Annotated in this window: 14 protein-coding genes; 5 read left to right on the top strand and 9 right to left on the bottom strand. The window is 72.6% G+C overall.

The features are described 5' to 3' along the window. Nucleotides 1–174 precede the first annotated feature (174 nt). Nucleotides 175–933 (bottom strand): GPP34 family phosphoprotein, encoded by a 759-nt coding sequence (locus ACFY30_RS08990; RefSeq protein WP_390844478.1) that lies wholly within the window; start codon nt 931–933, stop codon nt 175–177. Between the two features lie 216 nt (nt 934–1,149). On the opposite strand from ACFY30_RS08990, the gene ACFY30_RS08985 reads away from it, so the two are divergent. Both ACFY30_RS08985 and ACFY30_RS08980 read left to right on the top strand, forming a co-directional pair. Then, on the top strand, nt 1,150–3,681 hold the full coding sequence (locus ACFY30_RS08985) for a D-alanyl-D-alanine carboxypeptidase (protein ID WP_390844477.1): 2,532 nt from the start codon (nt 1,150–1,152) through the stop codon (nt 3,679–3,681). A 170-nt stretch (nt 3,682–3,851) separates the two neighbouring features. Further along, complete coding sequence (locus ACFY30_RS08980) at nt 3,852–5,786, top strand: MFS transporter (RefSeq protein WP_390844476.1); 1,935 nt, start codon at nt 3,852–3,854, stop codon at nt 5,784–5,786. Here ACFY30_RS08980 and ACFY30_RS08975 read toward each other — a convergent pair whose 3' ends face one another. Next, on the bottom strand, nt 5,787–6,626 hold the full coding sequence (locus tag ACFY30_RS08975; RefSeq protein ID WP_390844475.1) for a hypothetical protein: 840 nt from the start codon (nt 6,624–6,626) through the stop codon (nt 5,787–5,789). A 77-nt stretch (nt 6,627–6,703) separates the two neighbouring features. Between ACFY30_RS08975 and ACFY30_RS08970 the strand changes: the two genes are divergently transcribed. Next, a complete protein-coding gene (locus tag ACFY30_RS08970; RefSeq protein ID WP_390844474.1) occupies nt 6,704–7,489 on the top strand; it encodes an SDR family oxidoreductase in 786 nt (261 codons plus the stop codon). Between the two features lie 140 nt (nt 7,490–7,629). Next, complete coding sequence (locus ACFY30_RS08965) at nt 7,630–9,195, top strand: sodium:solute symporter family protein (RefSeq protein WP_390844473.1); 1,566 nt, start codon at nt 7,630–7,632, stop codon at nt 9,193–9,195. Between the two features lie 41 nt (nt 9,196–9,236). On the opposite strand, the gene ACFY30_RS08960 is transcribed toward ACFY30_RS08965, so the two are convergent. Both ACFY30_RS08960 and ACFY30_RS08955 read right to left on the bottom strand, forming a co-directional pair. After that, nucleotides 9,237–10,355 (bottom strand): ADP-ribosylglycohydrolase family protein, encoded by a 1,119-nt coding sequence (locus ACFY30_RS08960; protein ID WP_390660333.1) that lies wholly within the window; start codon nt 10,353–10,355, stop codon nt 9,237–9,239. 100 nt (nt 10,356–10,455) lie between these two features. Beyond that, nucleotides 10,456–13,773, bottom strand: coding sequence for a tetratricopeptide repeat protein (locus ACFY30_RS08955; protein ID WP_390844472.1), 3,318 nt, complete (start codon nt 13,771–13,773; stop codon nt 10,456–10,458). Between the two features lie 101 nt (nt 13,774–13,874). Here ACFY30_RS08955 and ACFY30_RS08950 point away from each other — a divergent pair, with 101 nt between their 5' ends. Continuing rightward, nucleotides 13,875–14,402, top strand: coding sequence for a DUF2165 domain-containing protein (locus tag ACFY30_RS08950; RefSeq protein ID WP_390844471.1), 528 nt, complete (start codon nt 13,875–13,877; stop codon nt 14,400–14,402). Between the two features lie 5 nt (nt 14,403–14,407). Here ACFY30_RS08950 and ACFY30_RS08945 read toward each other — a convergent pair whose 3' ends face one another. From ACFY30_RS08945 to ACFY30_RS08925, 5 genes are all read right to left on the bottom strand, one after another. After that, entirely contained in the window at nt 14,408–15,004 is a 597-nt protein-coding gene (locus tag ACFY30_RS08945) for a L,D-transpeptidase (RefSeq protein WP_390844470.1), read from the bottom strand. A 67-nt stretch (nt 15,005–15,071) separates the two neighbouring features. Then, nucleotides 15,072–17,663: a bifunctional FO biosynthesis protein CofGH gene (locus ACFY30_RS08940; RefSeq protein ID WP_390844469.1), complete on the bottom strand. Its 2,592-nt coding sequence runs from the start codon at nt 17,661–17,663 to the stop codon at nt 15,072–15,074. Between the two features lie 67 nt (nt 17,664–17,730). Next, nucleotides 17,731–18,597, bottom strand: coding sequence for an LLM class F420-dependent oxidoreductase (locus ACFY30_RS08935; RefSeq protein ID WP_390844468.1), 867 nt, complete (start codon nt 18,595–18,597; stop codon nt 17,731–17,733). 242 nt (nt 18,598–18,839) lie between these two features. Further along, nucleotides 18,840–19,160, bottom strand: a complete 321-nt coding sequence (locus tag ACFY30_RS08930; RefSeq protein ID WP_390844729.1) for an Ig-like domain-containing protein — start codon at nt 19,158–19,160, stop codon at nt 18,840–18,842. A gap of 322 nt (nt 19,161–19,482) precedes the next feature. Then, nucleotides 19,483–20,538 carry an IPT/TIG domain-containing protein gene (locus ACFY30_RS08925; protein ID WP_390844467.1) on the bottom strand — a complete coding sequence of 352 codons (1,056 nt, stop codon included), beginning with the start codon at nt 20,536–20,538 and terminating at the stop codon, nt 19,483–19,485. Nucleotides 20,539–20,546 lie beyond the last annotated feature (8 nt).

Raw genomic sequence — 20,546 nt, 5'->3', positions numbered from 1 at the left:
GGCGCCCGGCCCGGTGCGCCCCCGGATTGCGCCCCGTACATGCGTCCGCGCGGGGCGGCGGACCGGGTGTCGCGACGGACACACGGCTTCACCACCCCGCGCGGGCCGCGGCGGCTCCCGAACGGGTCTTACGGGCCTTGCGAGTTGCGTGCGGACGGGTCGTGGAACTGCGGCTCAGTGCGCCACGACACGTGCCATGGGGCCGCGGTGCGGCTGTGCCGGAACACCACGGGCCGGTTCCGGTACGGGCCTGCCACCCGGTCCTGCCTGCCGGCCCGCCGGAGTGGCCGGACCGCGGCGCGGCTGGGCCGCCGCGCCGTTCTGGACGTCCATCACGGCGTGCGCGACGAGACCGCCCATGGGGTCGTGCCTGATCAGGTCCCGCAACCGGGAGCGGGACGAGCGTCCCTCGTTCCCCGGGTACAGGTGCTTGCCGAGGCCGACCGCGTGCGCCAGTGCGGCGAGCGCCGCGGTCCGCGGGTCCGGCGGAACGCCGGTGCGGATCGCGGAGTCCAGCCGGGCCCTGATCTCCCGGCTGATCTCGGTGTCCGTCGCCTGGTAGCGAGTCGTCGGCAGCACCCCGCACATCTGACCCGCCACGGCATGCACCATGCCGCACCGCTCCAGATGCGAGAGGTAGGTCTGGCGGAGCCCGAGACGCGGCCCGCCGATCCAGTGGACGGCCCGTACGGGAGCGCCACGCCTTCGCAGCAACTCCAACGCGCAGTCCAAAGTCGGATCTCCTGTCGGCCGTGGGGACACCACGGCGATACGATCCCCGTCAGGGGCTATCCGTCCGGCCAGCGCCAGCTCCACTAGCTGTGCTCCGGCCAGACCAAGGTCGAGCGACTGCGGCTGTGCGGTGGTACCCGTGGTCGGGTCCAACGCCAGCAGAAGAAGCTCTTCCGGAATCGTTCTGCGGCTCCTGCCCATCCATGCCTCCCCGCGTGGATGAATGACAGGGTGACCCCTCTCACATTGGTCTGTCGAGGGTGCGTGACCTGTTTGTAGTGGAACCAGTAGGTATGTCGTTCTCGTCTACCGCAGGAGCCGGGCCCTCTGCACAGGACACTGGTACATGGTTCGGACAACGCTCTGAGGCGGGTCCCGGGCGGGCGTTCACGGTTCGACAGGCACAAGGAGGCATCGGTGGCGGGCGAGTCCCCCGACAGGTCGAAGCAGCGCGAGTCGTCGGCGGAACCGACGTCGGGGAGTGCGGGCACGGTTCCCGAGGCACGCGAGCCCCGTGATCCCCGGGTCGCGGTGGCCCGGGACAGCGGGACCTCGGCTTCGGAATCCGCCCCGCGGGGCGGCGGCGTGGACACCGCGACGCGGGTGTTCTCCGTACGGGAACTGGAGATCGAGGATCCGGAGGACGCGAGCCCGAAGGCCGGCGGGGCCGGGGGCGACGCGGCCGACGGGTCCGACGCAGCCGACGGGCGGGGCGGCTCCGAGGGCGCGAAGGGTGCCGGGGAAGGCGCTGAGAGCCCCTCTGAGGCCTCCGACGCCTCCGGGGACGCCGGGAGCCCCTCCGAGGCCGCAGAGGACGCCGAGCCCGACTCGGACGCCTCCGGGAGCCCCGAGGCTTCCGAGGAGGCCGGTGACGACGCCGGCGACACCGAAGGGGGCGCGGAGGAACGGCTCAAGGACTCCGCCGACGCCGACGCCGACGACGCCCCGGAATCCGAGCAGGCGTCAGATGCCGAGTCCTCCGCCAAGCCCGCCCCCAAGTGGGCCTCCCGGGACGACGTCGACGACGCGGATGCGGACGTCGCGGACGACAAGGGCGCCACGGGCGAGACCGGCGACGAGGACAAGAAGACGGACGGGGAAGGCAAGAAGCGGGATAAGGAGGAGAAGGGGGACGGCCGCGACAAGCGGGACGAGGCCGCCGAGACCGACGACTCCCCCGCGCCCCCCGCGTCCACGGCCTCCCCCGTCGACCAGCCCACCGCCATCTTCAAGGCCCCCCGGCCCAAGCCCACCGTCGACCAGCCGACCACCATGCTGAAGCTGGGCGACGCGGCCAGGCCCAAGCCTGCGCCCGAGGACAAGCCGGCACCCGAGGACAAGCCGGCGGACGAACGGCCGGCCGCGGACAAGCCGGAAGCCGCCAAGGCCGCCCCGGACAAGACCGCCACGGACAAGACGGCCGTGGACAAGACGGCCACGGACAAGGCCGACGCGGGCGGTTCCGCCGCGGACAAGGCGGCCGGGAACCGGACCGGCGCCCAGGCCGACGCGGACGAGGCCGCGGCCGAGGCCGCGCCGCCCGCCGACCGGACCAGCAGGTTCGTCGCGCTCAAGCCGCTCGACGAGCCCCGGCCGCCGAAGGCCGCGGCGGACGTCACCGCACTCGTGCCCCAGGTCGGCCCCGAGCGGACCACGCAGCAGCCGCTGCCGCCGAAGCCCCCGCTGGACCTGCTGGCGGAGCTGACGAACACCCCGCCGCCCCCGCCGACCCCGCTGCGCACCCTCGGCCGGCGGGTCAAGATCTGGACCCCGCTGCTCATCCTGCTGGTGATCGTCTTTGCGGTCGTGCAGGCCGTCCGCCCGCTGCCCGCGACCTCGCTGACGCTCACCGCGAAGGACTCGTACACCTTCGAGGGCGGCAAGGCCTCCCTCCCCTGGCCGAGCGAGGGCCAGGGCGCGATGGACGTCAACGGCATCGGCACCATGGACTCCTTCGGCGAGGAGAAGCCCGTCGCCATCGGGTCCGTCGCCAAGGCGATGACCGCGTACATCGTGCTCAAGGACCACCCGCTGAAGTCCGGCGAGGAGGGCCCGGGCATCACCGTCGACGCCCTCGCCGAGAAGGAGGGCGGCTACTACGAGGACGGCGAGTCGACGCTGGCCACCGTCAAGGAGGGCGACAAGCTCACCGAGAAGCAGGCCCTCTCGGCGATCATGATCCCGTCGGCGAACAACATCGCCCGGCTGCTGGCCCGCTGGGACGCGGGCTCCGAGGCGGCGTTCATCAAGAAGATGAACACGACCGCCAAGGAGCTCGGGATGACGAACACCACGTACACCGACGCCTCCGGCCTGAAGGAGACCACCGTCTCCACCGCCGCCGACCAGGTGAAGCTCGGCAACGAACTGGTGAAGATCCCCGCCCTGGTGGAGATCACCAAGCTGCCCGAGTGGACCGACCCGTCCGGGACGAAGCACCGCAACTACAACACGCTCGTCCCCTACGACAACGCCGTCGGGATCAAGACCGGCTCCACCACCGCGGCCGGCGGCAACCTGCTGTTCGCCGCGACCAAGGAGGCCGGCGGCGAGACCGTCACCGTGGTCGGCGCGATCCTCGGCCAGCACAAGGTTCCGATCATCGACACGGTCAACGCGGTCAGCAAGACCGCGCTGATCGCCGCCCAGGACGCGATCACCTCCGCGAAGATCCTGAAGAAGGGCGACGTCGTCGGATACGTCGACGACCAGCTCGGCGGCCACACCCCGGTCGTCGTCACCAAGGACGTCCCGGCGGTCGGCTGGGCCGGGCTGACGGTGAAGCTGTCGTTCGCCGCGGACGACGTCCCGCACACGGCGAAGGCGGGCACCCGGGTGGGCACGCTCACCGTCGGCGACGCCTCCGGCGGTGCGGTCGAGGTGCCGGTCGCCCTGCAGAGCGACCTGGCCGAGCCGGGCTTCCCGGACAAGCTGACGCGTCTCGGCTGAACCGCCGGACGCGTCCGTACCTCTCACCACCCCGCCGGGCAGCCGCTCGGCGGGGTGCGTGCTAGCGTCGCGAAACGGGACAGGTCGCCGGTCGCGAGGACACTGCCGTGCGGCGGACGCGAACGGGACGCGGCCGAGAACAGAAGACGGGACACGGGGAGTGCCTTCAGGTGGCCACTGCGGAGCCGACACGCGCCGACGACACCGGTCCGGGCCCGGACACCGGCCCGCGCACCAAGGTGCCCGCACCCCAGTCGGGCGAGCACGACCGTGAGCCGCACGAGCGCGAACCGCACGAGCGCGAGCCCGGCGGCCAGGACCGCGTCCCGCCGGCCGGACCCCGCGCCGGCGCGATGACAGCCGCCGTCGGCCGTCTCGAAGGCCTCGCACCCCTGGGCGGCTTCCTCCGCCGGCACCTCGTCCTCTCCGTCACCGCGCTGTCCGGCATCCTCCACCTCATCTGGTTCTTCACGTTCGCGAACAGCGGCGGCGACCTCGCGGCGCAGGACGCCTGGGCCGAGTTCGTCGGCCGTCACCCCGACTCCGCGTACAACCTCGCCTGGTACGGCGGTATGCACCCGGTGTCGTACAGCGTCGTGTCGCCGTATCTGATGTCGGTCCTCGGCGTCCGTACGACGATGATGATCGCCGGGACCCTGTCGGCCGGCCTCCTCACCCTCGTCCTGCTGCGCTGCCGTCCCGTGAAGAACCCGGTGTGGCCGGCGCTCGCGGGTGTCTTCGCGCTCCTGTGCAACGCCGCGTCCGGCCGCGTGACCTTCGGCCTCGGCAACATGTTCGCGCTGGCCGCCGTGGCCGTCGTGTTCTGCTGGCCGTACCGCTGGCGCTACAAACGCTGGGCGAAGGCGCTGTGCGCCGCCCCGCTCGCCGCGCTCGCCACGATGGGCTCGCCGGTGGCGGGCCTGTTCGTGGGCATCGTGGCCGTGGCCCTGTTCCTGCAGAAGCGGCGGCCGGGCGCCTGGGCCCTCGGGCTCGCCCCGACCGCCGTCGTCGCCGTCTCCGCCTGGCTGTTCCCCTTCTCCGGCACCCAGCCGATGTCCTTCGGCTCGGCGTCCCTGCCGCTGCTGTTCTCGGCGGTCGTGTTCGCCGTCGTCCCGCGCGACTGGAAGACCGTACGGATCACGGCCGCGGTGTACGGGCTCGGCGTACTGCTGGTGTGGCTGATCAGCTCCCAGATCGGGTCCAACATCACGCGTCTGGCGATGCTGTTCGCGGGTGTGGTGCTGATGGCCGCGCTGCCGTTCGCGGTGCCGCGCAGCCGCAAGTGGTACGTCATCGTCCTGGCGTCGGTCGGCTTCGCCGGCTGGATCGGCTTCAAGTCGGTCGACGACGTCATCCGGACGACCCCGGCGGCCTCCTGGGCGCGCGAGCTGGCGCCGCTGGTCAACGAACTCCAGGGGGTCGGCGCCGAGAAGGGCCGCGTCGAGGTCGTACCGGCCCGCTCCCACCGTGAGGCCTCCGCGCTCGCGCCGTACGTCAACCTGGCCCGCGGCTGGAACCGCCAGGCCGACATGGAGCGCAACCCCCTCTTCTACGACGACACGCTCAACTCGGCGAACTACCACGAGTGGCTCCAGCGGTGGGCCGTGCACTTCGTCGTCGTCCCCAGGGACGCGCTGGACGGCGACGGCGGTGAACGCGAGCGGGAGCTGGTGCAGCGCGGGCTGCCGTATCTGGAGCAGATCTGGGGCGACGCCAACTGGCAGCTGTTCCGGGTCACCGACCCGGCGCCGCTCGCCGAGCCGCACGCGGTCGTGGAGCGCGCCGAGCAGGGCGAGATGACGATCGACGTGAAGAAGGCGGGCCGGATCACGATCCGCATCCCGTACTCGCCGTGGCTGAGCGTCGTCGACGCGGAGGGCAGGAGCCTGCGGGCCCCCCAGGAGACGGAGGCCTCCAAGGACCGCGCCGAGGGCGAGCCAAAGTCGTACACCAACCCCAACGGCTGCCTCTACGAGACGGAGGAGGACCCGCAGGGCGACAAGTGGACGGTCCTGCTCGCCCCGAAGGCCGGCACCTACCGGCTGGCGGCCCCCTACCAGCTGCCCCGCGGCACCCCGTGCCCGGACGAACTGAAGCAGCCCTGATCAGCGCAGCCGGTCCACGTACCGGTCCGTGCCCGGCACCGTCGGGATGAACGGGGCCACCAGCTCCACCCGGCCCGGGCCCGCTTGCGCGACCGCTTCTCCCAGATCCGCGAAATGGGTCTGCCAGCACTCCCTCGGGTCCGTCTCCAGGAACCACAGCAGGGTCAGCCGGGTGTCGACGCCCTCGACCTGCTTGACGTAGGTCATGCGGTCGCCGGGGAGAGGGGTCGGGCGGAAGACGGTGACCAGGGCGGCCGGGGAGCCGGCGAGGCGACGGGGGAGGTGGCGGGTGCGCAGCCACTCCAGGAGCCGGGTGCGCTGTTCGGGGGTGTCGGTGTCGATGACCTCCAGCACGAGGCCCGCGTAGGGGTGGTCGAGGGCGTGGTGGTCCCTCGGCCCCGCCGCCCCGTCCCGGTAGACCGTCGCCTCGTGGTCCTGGAACGCGGTGAAGACATGGGTGCGGTCCTGGTAGACCCGGGCGTCCCGGTTGAGGCGCTTGTTGATCGCGACCGTCCACCTCATGTGGTCGTCGTAGCGTCCGTCGGTGATCCAGTACGTGGAGAGGTAGCAGCCGGCGGTGACGGGCTGGGCGACCGCCGACTTCTCGGGGTGGCGCAGCAGTTGCAGATCACGGGTGGCGACCCATCTGCGTCCGGCATACATCCAGGGCATGGCCATCGCGCCGGCGTAGTAGTGGTCGTCCTCGTACCAGCGGTTGTAGGCGTACTCGTGGCCCGGATGCGGTTCGACCAGGGTGATCAGGGCGTGGCCGGGGCGGACCCCGTACGGTCCTACGGCGGCCAGTTCGGCGTATGTCTCGCTGCGGGTCTCCTCGCTCACGCGTCTTCCCCTTCCTCGGTGACCGGACCATACTCTGACGCTCCGTCAGATAATGCGCCAGGGTCAGGGAGGTCCCGATGTCACTGCTCGCCGGCAGGACCGTCGTCGTCTCGGGAGTCGGTGCCGGGCTCGGTCACCAGGTCGCCGCGGCGGTCGTCCGGGACGGCGGGAACGCCGTGCTGGGCGCCCGCACCGAGGCGAACCTCGCCAAGAGCGCGGCCGAGATCGACCCCGACGGGTCGCACACCGCCTGGCGGGCGACCGACATCACCGACGAGGAGCAGTGCGCGGCCCTGGCCGGCCTGGCGCTGGAGCGGTTCGGCGGGATCGACGCGATGGTGCAGGTCGCCGCCTGGGACTCCTGTTTCGGCGGGCTCGAGGACGCCGACTTCACGACCTGGCAGTCGGTCATCGACGTGAACCTGCTGGGGACGCTGCGGATGACCCGGGCGTGCCTCGGCGGGCTGAAGGCGCGGGGCGGCTCGGTGGTCTTCATCGGGACGCAGTCGGCGGTGGCGGCCCCGTCCCAGGTGCGCCAGGCGGCGTACGCGGCCTCGAAGGGGGCGCTGACCAGCGCGATGTACTCGCTGGCCCGGGAGCTCGGCCCGCACCGGATCCGGGTCAACACCGTGCTGCCGGGCTGGATGTGGGGGCCGCCAGTGCGGGCGTACGTCCAGTTCACCGCCCAGGCGGAGGGTGTCCCCGAGGAGGAGGTCCTCGGCCGGCTCACCGGCCGGACGGCCCTGCCGGAGCTCGCCACGGACGGGGACGTCGCCGACGCCGCGGTGTTCCTGGCGTCGGACCGGGCGCGGGCCATCACGGGGCAGTCGTTGCTGGTCAACGCCGGGGAACTGATGCGGTGAGACGAGCGGAGTGAGTTCATGTAGGTGAACGCAGGCCACCATACCGAATACTTTTACCTCCCTTTGACCTTACGGTTGCTTGTCGTGTTCACGCGGCAGCGCCCACGATGAGCGCCGGGCTGAACCCTGGGAGGGCGCACATGAACGGTCTCGACTGGGCCGTGCTCATCGGCTATTTCGGCGTGATGGTCGCGATCGGCGTCTGGTCGCACAAGCGGGTGGACGACGTCAGTGACTTCTTCACCGCGGGCGGCAAGATGCCCTGGTGGCTGTCCGGCATCTCGCACCACATGTCGGGCTACAGCGCGGTGATGTTCACCGGGTACGCGGGCATCGCCTACACCTACGGCGTCACCTCCTTCTTCACCTGGTCCTTCCCCATCGCCCTCGGCATCGCGATCGGCTCCAAGCTGTTCGCGCCGCGCATCAACCGGCTGCGGTCGCGGCTCCATGTCGCTTCCCCGCTGGAGTACCTGAAGAACCGCTACGACCTGAAGACCCAGCAGGCGCTCGCCTGGTCCGGGATGCTGCTGAAGATCGTGGACGTGGGCGCCAAGTGGGCCGCCATCGCGACCCTGTTGTCGGTGTTCACGGGTGTGTCGCTGAACCAGGGCATTCTCATCACCGGCGCGATCACCGCCGTCTACTGCACGATCGGCGGCCTGTGGGCGGACGCGCTCACCGAACTCGGCCAGTTCGTCATCCAGTTGCTCGCCGGCATCGCGATGTTCGTCGCGGTGGTCCTGAAACTGGACGACAAGGGCATCGGCTTCTTCGGCGCCTGGGACGAACCCGCGCTCCAGGGCCACGACAAGGCGCTGGTGGGGCCCTACGGCACGGTCTTCCTCCTGGCCTTCCTCTTCATCAAGCTCTTCGAGTACAACGGCGGCATGCTCAACCAGGCCCAGCGCTACATGGCCACGGCGAGCGCGAAGGAGGCCGAGCGGTCGGCGCGGCTGTCGGCGGTGCTGTGGCTGGTGTGGCCGGTCGTCCTGTTCTTCCCCATGTGGATGTCGCCGCTGCTGGTCGAGGCGCAGAAGCCGGACGGCTCCGACTCCTACGGCCTGATGACCGAACAGCTGCTGCCGCACGGCCTGCTGGGCCTGGTCATCGTCGGTTTCTTCTCGCACACCATGGCCATGTGCTCCTCCGACGCCAACGCGATCGCGGCCGTGTTCACCCGGGACTGCGCCCCGGTGGTGTGGCGCCGGGCGCGGAGCTGGAGCCAGGGGCAGGGGCTGCGGGTCGCCCGGATCACGACCGTGGTCTTCCTCGGGCTGTCCATGGCGGCGGCGACGCAGGTCAACTCCCCCACCTTCAAGGACATCATCACGGTCGTCATCAAGTGGGTGGCCGGTCTGATGGGCCCGATGGCGATCCCGATGATGCTGGGCCTGCTCCGCCCGTTCCGCCGCTCCGGCCCGACCGCGGCCCTGGTGAGCTGGTCCATGGGCCTGCTGGCCTTCTGGCTGGTCAACTACCCCGTCAACTGGAACGTCGACGGCGGCGTCCCGCTCCAGTACCAGGTCTCCATCCCGCTCGCCGTGTCCCTGGTCCTCTACATCCTCATCGGCTTCCTCAAGCCGGAGGACACCCCGGAACGGCTCGCCCTCATCGAGAAGATCAACACGGACGACGACTCCTCGGGCGCGGCGGCCGCCGTCCCGGCGCCGCGGGACGCCGTACCCGCTCCCGCGAAGGACTGACCACCGGGCACCGGGGTCGCCCCCGCGGCTCCCGCCGGGGATCAGGCGCCGCGCGGATACCGGGCCAGCCAGCCCGGGGACGCTCCGGACGGGTTGTGGAGGGCCGGGCCCTGGGTCATCTCCATGGCGAAGTCGTCCGCCAGTTCCAGGATCGTGGGACGGCCCTCCAGCTCGGCCAGCCAGGCCGGCGGGAGGGCCGTTTCGCCGTGCAGGGCGCCGAGCAGTCCGCCGGTGAGGGCGCCGGTCGGGGCGGAGGGGCCGCCGTGGTTCACCGCGAGGCGCAGCCCGTGTCTGACGTCCTCCGCGACCAGCGCGCAGTACACGGCGCCGGACAGGACGCCCGGCGCCGCACCCTCCCCCACCAGCTCCTCCACTCTCCCCGGCCCCGGCAGCCCCTGCCGTACGGCGCCCAGGGCGTGCTGCAGGGCGGCCGAGACGGGCTCGTGCCCCGGCCGCGCGGCCAGCAGCGCGAGCGTTCGCTGTACCGCCCCGTCGAGACTCTCGCCCCGGGCCAGCCCGTGCACGGTGATCGCGTACGCGGCCGCCGAGAGGTACGCCGCCGGGTGGCCGTGGGTCTGGGCCGCGCACTCGACGGCGAGCTGGGCGACGAGCTGCGGCTCCCAGCCGACGAGCAGCCCGAAGGGCGCCGAGCGGGCGACGGGCTCGGGGCCGCCGGCCTCCGGGTTCTTGGGCGAGTCCAGCGTCCCCATCCGCTCGTCGCCGAGCCCCATGAGCAGGGCCCGGGTCGGATCCCGGCGGACGTACAGCCACTCCTCCCGGGCCAGCCAGCCGTCGTCCTTGCGGCGCAGGTCGGGGCCCCAGTCGCGCTGGGTGGCGGCCCAGCGCAGATACGCCCGGTGCAGATCGGTCGGCGGATGCCAGGCGCCGGTGTCGCGCCGCACCTGGGCGCGGATGAGCCCGTCCACGGTGAACAGGGTGAGCTGGGTGTGGTGGGTGACGGCACCGCGCCGGCCGTAGGCGGGGGCGAGGTCGGCGACCCCCTCCGGGCCGTGGACCTGCCGGATCTCCTCGATCCCGAGTCCGTCGACGGGCGCCCCGAGCGTGTCGCCGACGGCGGCGCCCAGCAGCGTGCCGCGCACCCGGCTGCGGAAGTCCTGCTGCTCGGCGCGGCCCCAGACGGCGCCTGATGTCGTACTCACCAAGTCCTCCCGGGCACCGTCCGTACGTACGACGTTCGTCACTGTAATCGAACGGGCTCACCGGGCAGAGAGGCGATCGTGGAGGCGCGGTGGAGGTCTCTCACTCCGGTTCGGGCGCGTAGCGGGCCCGGACGGCGTCGCGGGCCGCGGTGACCTCCGCCAGGCGGGGTGCCAGGCGGGCGCGGTCGGCGCCGGGACTGTGCAGCAGCTCGGTGAGGGCGCTGCCGATGTCGGCCAGGTCGTCCCAGTCCTGGTCCGTGGCCAGGACCTCGGCCAGCGCCCGGTCGGCCCCGGCCCAGTCCCCGAGGGCACAGCCGACCACGCATCGCGCCAGGGCCAGTTCCCCGGGCACCAGCCTGCCGTCCTCGGGCATCAGGCGCGCGAACTCCCGCCACAGGGGTTCGGCGGCGCGCAGCCCCTCGGCCCGGCCCGCGGTCAGGGCCAGCAGGTACACGCCGTTGAGGGGGTCCGTCTCCCGGAGCCGTTCGGCGGTGCGCCGGGCCTCGGTCCACCGCCCGGTCCGCCAGTGCAGCTCGGTGCGGGTGAAGTCGAGTTCGCCGTCGGCCGTCCCCGCCCGGTCCGCCTCGGCCAGCCGGGCGGCCGCCTCCTCCCACCGTCCGCACCGCGTCAGCAGCTCCAGGGCCGTACGGCGCGCCCAGTCCGTCTCCTGGCCGAGGGCGACGCAGCGGTCCAGGTCGGCCAGCGCCTGCCCGGCCCGCCCGGTGGCCAGACCGACCTGCGCGCGCCGGGCGAGCGCCCACGGGTAGTCGGGGGTGAGCGACAGGGCGCGGTCCAGACACCGCAGGGCCTGCGCGCGGTCGTTCAGGGCGTGGTGGGCGGCACCCAGGGAGGCCAGCGCGTAGTCGTAGTCGGGGTCCTGCTCCAGCGCGCGCCGCAGGGCGGCGACCGCCTCCTCGTGACGGCCCGCGACCCGGTAGGCCTCCCCCAGTTCGGCGGCGGCCCAGCCGTCCTTCGGGCCCACCGCCTCCGCCCGCCGGAGGTCCTCGAACATGCCCTCCGTGTCGCCCAGCCGGCGGCGCGCCTCGGCCCGCTCGACCAGCGCCCAGGTGTAGTCGGGGGACAGCTCGACGGCGCGGTCCAGATCGGCGGCGGCGGCCTCGGCCCGGTCCAGTCCGAGGTGGCTCGCGCCACGGCTCGCCAGCGCGGAGGCGTACTCCGGATCGAGGGAGAGGGCCCGGCCGAGTTCGGCGACGGCCTCCTCGTACCGGCCCGCCAGCCGGTAGGCGTCACCGCGCTCCGACGCGACCCACGCGGAGTCGGGCGCGAGACCCGCCGCCCGGTCCAGGTCGGCGAACGCCTCGTCCCACTCCTGACGGGCGCGCCGCAGCCGGGCCCGGCGCACGAGCGGCCACAGGCTGTCCCCGTCCAGGCTCACCGCGCGGTCGAAGTCCGCGAGCGCCTCGTCGTACCGCCCCAGGGCGTGCAGGCACACCGCTCTGCCGGCCAGCGCCTCGTCGTGGGCCGGGTCGAGGGCGATCGCCCGGTCGTAGTCGGCGACCGCTTCTTGGAACCGGCCCGCCAGCCGATGGGTCTCGGCACGCCCGGCGACGATCCAGTCGGTGCCGGGGGCCAGTGCGTCGGCCCGGTCGAAGGCCGCCGTCGCGGCGGCGAGGTCCCCCGTCAGCTGAAGGGTGAGGCCCCGGCCGTAGTGGGCCCTGACCAGGCCGGGATCGAGGGTGATCGCCCGGTCGTACTCGGCGAGGGCGGCCTCGTACCGGTGGTCGTTGCGCAGTTCCCGGCCCCGCAGCGCGTGCGCGACCGCCCGGCCGGGACCGTCGAGGCCGGGGCGGGCCAGGAGCCGCTCCGCCGCGCCGAGCACCCCGCCGGAGTCGTCCGCGAGCGCCTCGCGCAGGTCCCGGCCCCAGTCCCGCACCGCCGGCGCGTCCGCCGCGCCGCCCGCCTCCTCCAGCATCCGGGCCCAGCGGCGGCCCGCGGCCGGGCTCTCCCGGCAGGCCGCGACGGCGTCGTGCAGCGCGGCGGGCAGCGCGGCGCGCGGCCGGGCGCACAGCAGGTGGTACGTCTCCTCCAGCCGCAGCTCGCGCCACGGTTCGTGTTCCCACTCGTCGTCGGGGCGCAGCCCGCTCGCCGCCTCCTCGCGCCGGCCCGCGAGCGCCGCCGCCAGCCGTTCGTGACGCTCGGTCCAGGCACGCGGGGAACGGCGCCGCTGCAGCCGGAGCATCGGCTCCCGCACCAGGTCGTGGTAGCGCACATGGGCGCCGCGGTCGTCCACGAAGGGCAGCCCGCGCAGCCAGCCGAAGAGCGCGTCGGCGCCCTCCTCGGGGCAGTCCGAGGCGGTCCGGAACACCTCCGGGTCCAGCCGCCGGGGCAGCGCGCAGGTGAGGGCCGCGGCCCGGCGCACCGGGTCCTGCTCCCACTTCAGGAACCGCTCCACGGCGGTGGCGCTGGGATCGCCGACGTCGTCCGGGTCGGCGGGCCGCTGTTCGGCCAGGGTCGACACCAGCACGGGCAGGCCGCCGGTGAGCCGCAGCACCTCCTCGACCACGGGCTCCGCCACCACGCCCTTGCCGGCGAGCAGTCCGCGCGCCTCGGTCTCGGTGAACGGTCCGAGCGGGACCTCCGTGACGAAGTCCGCGAAGCCGCCCCACCGCGCCGGGGCGAGGGGGAGCTGTCCGGCGGTGACGACGACCGCGTTCGCGGGCAGGGAGCCGCCGTGCCGGTCGGTGGTCATCAGCTCGTGCAGCCAGCCGTCGAGGACGGGACCGGTCCGCTCGTAGGTGTCGAAGACCAGGACCAGCCAGGGGACTTCGGCCGCGGCCTCGGCGAGTTCCCTCAGCAGCACGGGGGTGAGGACGCGCTCGGGGGCCAGGACGAGCTGCAGGTCCTCCTGGCTGCGGAAGCGGGAGCTCAACCCCGCCCGCAACCGGTCGGCGCCCTGCGCGAGCTGGGCCGGGTCGAGGGCTCCCGCGAAGGGGCCCACGCCCGGCGTCATGCCCAGCACCACCAGGGTCGCGCGGGCCGCCGCCATGCTCCCGGCCGACGGCTCACCCGTCTCCGCCCCGGCCTCCACGACCGCCGCGGCCTCGTGCCGCCGCTCCCGGTGGGCGGCCAGCAGCCGCTCCAGTTCCTTGAACCGGTGGCCCTGCCGGGCGAACTGCTCCGCCAGGTCCGCCATCGCCTCCGGGACGCTGCCGACCGATTCGTCGGCATACGCGGTGAGCGCGCCCCGCTCCCGGGCGAGCTGCTCCAACTCCCTTACCAGGAAGGTCTTTCCGACGCCCGCGTTGCCGTGCACATGGAACAGGAAGCGGTGCCGCTCGTCCTCCGGGGGCAGTTCCAGGTTCTCCCGGAAGGCGGCGCGCTCGGCACCCCGGCCGACGAAACCCTGCCGTCTGCGCTGCGCGATCAGCTGCTGCATCGACTGCTGGACCCGCGCCATCCGTCCGCCCCTTCCCCCGGCCGTCCCCCGACGCCGGGCGCCCACCATTGTGACGCAACACGGAGGGGACACAGGGGACTTGGCGGGGTAGGGGAAGCGGCATGACCACCCCCACCTCAAGATTCACACAGACCTCGCGCGTTCTTCCGCTGACCGCCACGCTGCTCACCGGAACGGTCGCGCTCTACATAGCGCTCGTGGCGTTCGGGAACATCACGGACTTCGGGACGAACCAGCAGTTCGTCCGGCATGTGCTCGCGATGGACGACACGTTCAAGGACGACGACCTGATGTGGCGGGCGGTGACCAGCAAGGGGCTGCAGGACGCGGCGTACGTCGCGATCATCGCGTGGGAGACCGTCGCCGCGGTCGTGCTGGCCGCCGGGACGTGGTGGTGGGCGCGCCGGGACTTCGTCCGTGCCCGCGCGTTCTCCACGTACGGCCTGCTGATGCTGATGCTGCTGTTCGGCGCCGGTTTCATCGCGATCGGCGGGGAGTGGTTCTCGATGTGGCAGTCGGACACCTGGAACGGACTGGAGGCGGCGACGCGCGTCTTCCTGTTCAGCGGGGTCGTCCTGCTCGTCAACCACCTCCCGTTCACGGACGGCTCCGCGAAGCCGGCCGCCTGACCGTCCTAGGCGACGACCCGGACCTTCGTCCCCAGGTCGCCGAAGGCCCACAGCGCCGCCCCGTCCGCCTTGGCCATCCGGATGCCACCGGTTCGGGTGCCGGAGGCGGCCGGGGGCGGGGAGGAGCCGTCGACGGCGTTGGAGAAGGCGATGTTCACGCCGGAGACGACGGAGAAGTAGATGATGTGCTCGATGTCGACGCCGTCGGAGCCCGTCGTCGCGTCCTTGCGGACCGAGATCGTGTAGGTGCCGGGGGCCGGGGCGACGGTGCCCGGCCAGACCGTGAAGGTGCGGCGGGCCGTGTCGTCGGCGTCGACCAGCCAGACCCGGTGGTCGGACAGGTCGTAGACGACCCGGCGGCCCGTGCCGGACGCCTTCGGCACGTCCGTCGCCGCCGGTGAGGCCGAGGCCTTCGGCGAGGCGGAGGCCTTCGCGTCGGGCGCGGCCGAGGCGGACGCCGACGCGCTCGCGCGGGCCGCCGACGCCGTCGGATGCGGGCCCTGTTCGGCCCGCACCGTCAGCACGGCGACCGCGGCGATCGCGCCGGTCGTCAGACCGGTGACCCAGACCCACGAGGGAAGCCGTCGGGCAGGCACGGGCACGCATCTCCTCAGCTACGGGACCCCGCCGATGGGGTCTCCCCTCCGAAGGGAGGTCGGATCATCGTACTCACTCCAGGACGGGCAGCAGCTCCGGCAGATGCCCGTCCGAGGCCTGCCCGGCCCGCTGCCGTTCCTCCGGCACCTCCCCGTACAGGGTCGTCCGGGCCCTGGCCGGACGGCCCGCCGCCTCCGCGACCGCGATCAGGTCCTTGATGGACTTGTAGGAGCCGTACGACGAGCCCGCCATACGGGAGATCGTCTCCTCCATCAGCGTCCCGCCGACGTCGTTCGCGCCGGAGCGCAGCATCTCGGCCGCGCCCTCGGTGCCCAGCTTCACCCAGCTGGTCTGGATGTTGGGGATGTGCGGGTGCAGGAGGAGCCGGGCCATCGCCGTGACCGCGCGGTTGTCCCGCAGGGAGGGGCCGGGGCGGGCGATGCCCGCCAGGTACACGGGCGCGTTGGTGTGGATGAAGGGCAGGGTGACGAACTCCGTGAAGCCACCGGTGCGTTCCTGGATGCCGGCGAGGGTGCGCAGATGGCCGAGCCAGTGGCGGGGCTGGTCGACATGGCCGTACATCATCGTCGAGGTCGACGGGATGCCCACCTCGTGCGCCGTCGTGATCACCTCGATCCAGGTCGCCGTGGGCAGCTTGCCCTTGGTCAGGACCCAGCGGACCTCGTCGTCGAGGATCTCGGCGGCGGTGCCGGGGATGGAGTCCAGACCGGCCTCCTTGGCCGCGATCAGCCACTCGCGGACGGACAGCCCGGTGCGGGTGGCGCCGTTGACGACCTCCATCGGGGAGAAGGCGTGCACGTGCATGCCGGGGACCCGGGACTTCACGGCCCGCGCGATGTCGAAGTACGCCGTGCCCGGCAGGTCGGGGTGGATGCCGCCCTGCATGCAGACCTCCACCGCACCCACCTCCCACGCCTGCTGGGCGCGGTCGGCGACCTGGTCCAGGGAGAGGGTGTAGGCGTCGGCGTCCGTGCGCCGCTGCGCGAACGCGCAGAAACGGCAGCCGGTGTAGCAGACGTTGGTGAAGTTGATGTTCCGGGTGACGATGTAGGTGACGTCGTCGCCGACCGCCGACCTGCGGACGTCGTCCGCGATCCGGGTGAGGGCGTCGAGCGCGGGCCCGTCGGCGTGGAAGAGGGCGAGGGCCTCGGCGTCGGTGAGCCTGGTGGGGTCGTCGGCCGCCGTCCGCAGGGCGTCCCGTACGTCCGTGTCGATGCGCTCCGGTGCCATGCCGGGGGCGGCCGCCTCCCGCAGCGCGGACCAGTCGCCGTACACCTCGTCGAAGTCGTCGCGGCGGTCGGAGGTCCGGCCGTCGGTGTCGATGGTGTGGTGCAGGTCCGTACGGCCGGAGGCGACGAACACCTCCTCGGGCTCCTGCCACGGCCGCCCCTCGACGGCGGCGTCCGGCAGGGCCAGCCCCGTCTCCGGGTCGGCGAGCGCGCGGACGTGCGGCAGCAGCCGCGGGTCCAGCCAGGGTTCGCCGCGGGTGACGAACTCGGGGTACACACACAGCCGTTCCCGCAGCTCGAACCCGGCCGCCGCCGACTTCCCGGCCAGCTCCTCGATCTGCGGCCAGGGCCGCTCGGGGTTGACGTGGTCGATCGTGAGCGGGGACACCCCGCCCCAGTCGTCGATGCCGGCCCCGATCAGCCGGCCGTACTCGCTGTCGACGAGATTGGGCGGGGCCTGCAGGCAGGCGCCCGGCCCCATGATGTGCCGGGCGACGGCCACGGTCGCCACCAGCTCGTCGAGCTCCGCGTCCGGCATGCCGCGCATGGCCGTGTCCGGCTTGGCGCGGAAGTTCTGGATGATCAGTTCCTGTATGCCGTGGTAGGCGCGGGAGACCTTCCGCAGGGCGAACAGCGACTCGGCCCGCTCCTCGTACGTCTCTCCGATGCCGATGAGGATCCCTGAGGTGAAGGGGACGGAGGAGCGCCCGGCGTCCTCCAGGACGCGCAGCCGTACGGCCGGTTCCTTGTCCGGGGAGCCGTGGTGGGGCCCGCCGGGCTCGGACCACAGACGGGTGGCGGTGGTCTCCAGCATCATGCCCATGCTGGGCGCGACGGGCTTGAGCCGCTGGAAGTCGGTCCAGGACACGACGCCCGGGTTGAGATGCGGCAGCAGTCCCGTCTCCTCCAGGATGCGGACGGAGATGGCGCGGACGTAGGCGATGGTGTCGTCGTAGCCGTGCGCGTCGAGCCACTCGCGCGCCTCGGGCCAGCGCTCCTCGGGCTTGTCGCCGAGGGTGATGAGGGCTTCCTTGCAGCCGAGGGCGGCGCCCTTGCGGGCGATGTCGAGGACCTCGTCCGGGGACATGAACATCCCGTGCCCGGCGCGGCGCAGCTTGCCGGGAACGGTGACGAAGGTGCAGTAGTGGCACTTGTCCCGGCACAGCCGGGTGAGGGGGATGAAGACGCTCTTCGAGTACGTGATGACACCGGGCCGGCCGGCCGCCTCCAGGCCCGCGTCGCGCACCCGGGCGGCGGACGCGGCGAGGTCGTCGAGGGCCTCACCGCGCGCCTGGAGGAGGACGGCCGCCTCGCTCACGTCGAGGGCGACGCCGTCCCGGGCGCGTTTGAGGGCGCGACGCATGGAGTTCTCGGTGGGGCCGGTGCCGGTTCCGGAGCTCACGGAAGTCGTCATTTCTTGAGCATACGTTCGGGCTGCTCAGGGCCGGTGAGGGAGTCCTGTCCGGCCCTGTGGGAGGTCGTTACACGGTGTCACTGGCGCCGGTCAGGTAGCGGCTGTACTCGTCGAGGACCGCGAGGACGTCCCTCTCCCCGGCCGGCGGCAGCTGCAGCACGACCTCCTCGATGCCGAGGTCGGCGTAGTGGGCGAGCTTGCCCGGGGACGGGTGGACGGCGTACGGCACGATCTGGAGCGCCTCCGGCTCGCGCCCGGCGTCCGCCCACGCGGCGCGCAGGACGGGCAGGGACTCGGACAGCCCGCGCCCGCCGATCGGCAGCCAGCCGTCGGCGTACTCGCAGATGTGGGAGAACAGCTTCGGCCCGGCGGCGCCGCCGACCAGGGTGCGGGGTCCGACGACCGGACCGCGTGGCTTCTGTACCGGCTTGGGGTGGGCGAAGCTGGCGCGGACGGAGTCGTACTCGCCGTCGTACGCGGTGGGTTCCTCGCTCCACAGGGCGCGCATGAGGCCCATCCGGTCCCGGACCAGCTCCCGCCGGGACCGCCATCCGACCCCGTGGTCGGCGGCCTCCTCCACGTTCCACCCGAAGCCGAGGCCGAGGGTGAGGCGGCCGCCGGAGAGGTGGTCGACGGTGGCGACCTGCTTGGCGAGGTCGATCGGGTCGTGCTGGGCGACGAGCGTGATGCCGGTGCCGAGGCCGAGGTTCTCCGTCACGGCGGCGGCCTGGCCGAGGGCGACGAAGGGGTCGAGGGTACGGCCGTACTCGCGGGGCAGTTCGCCGCCCGCGGGGTACGGGGTGGTCCGCTCCACCGGGATGTGCGTGTGCTCGGGCAGGTAGAGCCCGGCGAACCCGCGCTGCTCCAGCTCACGGGCGAGGCGGGTCGGGGTGATCGTCTCGTCGGTGAGGAAGATCGTGACGGCGATGCGCATGGCGGGCCCTTCGATGCGTACGTCTCTTCGTCGCGGGTGATGTGCCCATCTCTACCCGGCCGCGTCACGGATGTCCATACCGACCGGTCGGCATCGCGCGGGCCCACGGCTGTGCGCATCGGTCGGGGGGCGGCGCGGGAGCCGGCGGACCGCCAACGGGGCGCCCGCGCCGAAACGGCACCGTCTCGCGGGAGAACAGACCCGGAACACATGCCGGTCGATGGTACTGAATCCGTCAGGGATCAGTGGATTTCGATGTGGTTGCCGATGTTGCCGACCGAGAAACCGAACAGGCCGCAGACGAGAAAGCAGAACCCGTTCGCGGGAGGCGTGGGGGGCGTGGGCAGTGCGGTGATTTCGACCGTGGTATTGCCGCTGGAGGCGAAACAGTTGTCGTTTCCGTTGTAGGCGGCTGTGACGGTGTGCGAGCCGGGCGTGGTGAACTTCACCGTCTTGACGGCTTTTCCGTCCGGCCCGACGGCCGCGTTCGGCTCCAGCGGCTCGCCTCCGTCGAAGAACGTCACGCCCAGGGGGTTTCCACTCGGGTCCCCGTCGCAGGTCACGGTCACGTTCAGGGTCACGTACGCACCGGCGTACGCCGCGGCGGGTGACGCCGTGACCGACGTCGTCGACGTCGTCGGCGCCGCCACCGCCGGTGAGGCGAGCCCCACGACCGCGGCCAGCGCCACGGCGGTGGCCGTCTTCCACGTTCTTCGGTGATGCGAGCGTTTCACAGTCACTCCTTTGTCGGTCCGGACGGAATTCCGTCATGACGGCTCCGGGAGCGTCACGCTACGCCGCGGTTCCTCGCATTCCGGGGAGGCTTGGACACGGTCAACCCACTTGGGCCACGCATTTCGGCAAGAAGAACGGCGGGCCGCAGCCCTAGATCGCGGGAGAGGCGACCCGGGTGTAGACGAGGGAATTACTGGTGCCGCCGATCGACGTCACGGTGACGGAGACCGGGCCGGGTGACCCCGCCGGGGCGGTCGCGGCGACCTTGGTGTCGGACAGCACGGCGAACGCCGCGGGTACGACGCCGAACCGGACGGCGGTCGTGGTGGTCAGGCCGGTGCCGGTGAGGGTGACAGCGGTTCCGGCACCGGCCGGCCCCTGGTCGGGGACGAGGGAGGCGAGCACCGGTGCGGTCACATAGGTGTAGACGACGGAGTTGCTGATGCCGCCGGGGCCGGTGACGGTCACGGGGACGGAGCCCGCTCCGGGCGGGGCGACGGCGGTGATCTGGGTGGCGGAGTCGACGGTGAAGCCGGTGGCGGCCGTGGTGCCGAAGGTGACCGCCGTGGCGCCGGTCAGATCGGCCCCGGTGAGGACGACGGAGGTCCCGCCCGCGGACGGCCCCTGGACCGGCGACACGGCGGTGACGGTGGGGGCGTTGAGATAGAAGAAGTAGACGGGCCCGGTCGTACCGCCGGGTGTGGTGACGGTGATGGGTACCGCGCCCGTTCCCGCCGGGGCGACGGCGGTGATCTGGGTGGCGGAGTTGACGGTGTAGGCGGTGGCGGCCGTGGTGCCGAAGGTGACCGCCGTGGCGCCGGTCAGGCTGGTCCCGGTGAGGACGACGGCGGTCCCGCCCGCGGACGGCCCCTGGACCGGCGACACGGCGGTCAGCGAGGGGAGTGGCGCATAGGCGTAGGCGACCGAGTTGCTGGTTCCGCCGGGCGTCTTGACGGTCACGGCGACCGTCCCGGTTCCGGACGGGGCCACCGCGGTGATCTTCGTCGAGGAGTCGACCGTGTAGCCGAGGGCCGTCTTGGTGCCGAACATGACGGCCGTGACTCCGGCGAATCCACTGCCGTTCAGGACGACGTTGTTGCCGCCTGCGGCGGGGCCCGTACTGGGCACGACCGAGGTGAGAACGGGAGCGGCGGCGATCACGGCGGTGGGCCGGACCACCGCCTCCGCGGGTGAGCTGTCTTTCACGGTGTCTC

This window comes from Streptomyces sp. NPDC000345 (assembly GCF_042898825.1).
Lineage (GTDB): Bacteria > Actinomycetota > Actinomycetes > Streptomycetales > Streptomycetaceae > Streptomyces.
The sequence above is the reverse complement of the archived record's forward strand: the minus strand, read 5'-3'. Positions and strand labels throughout refer to the sequence as shown.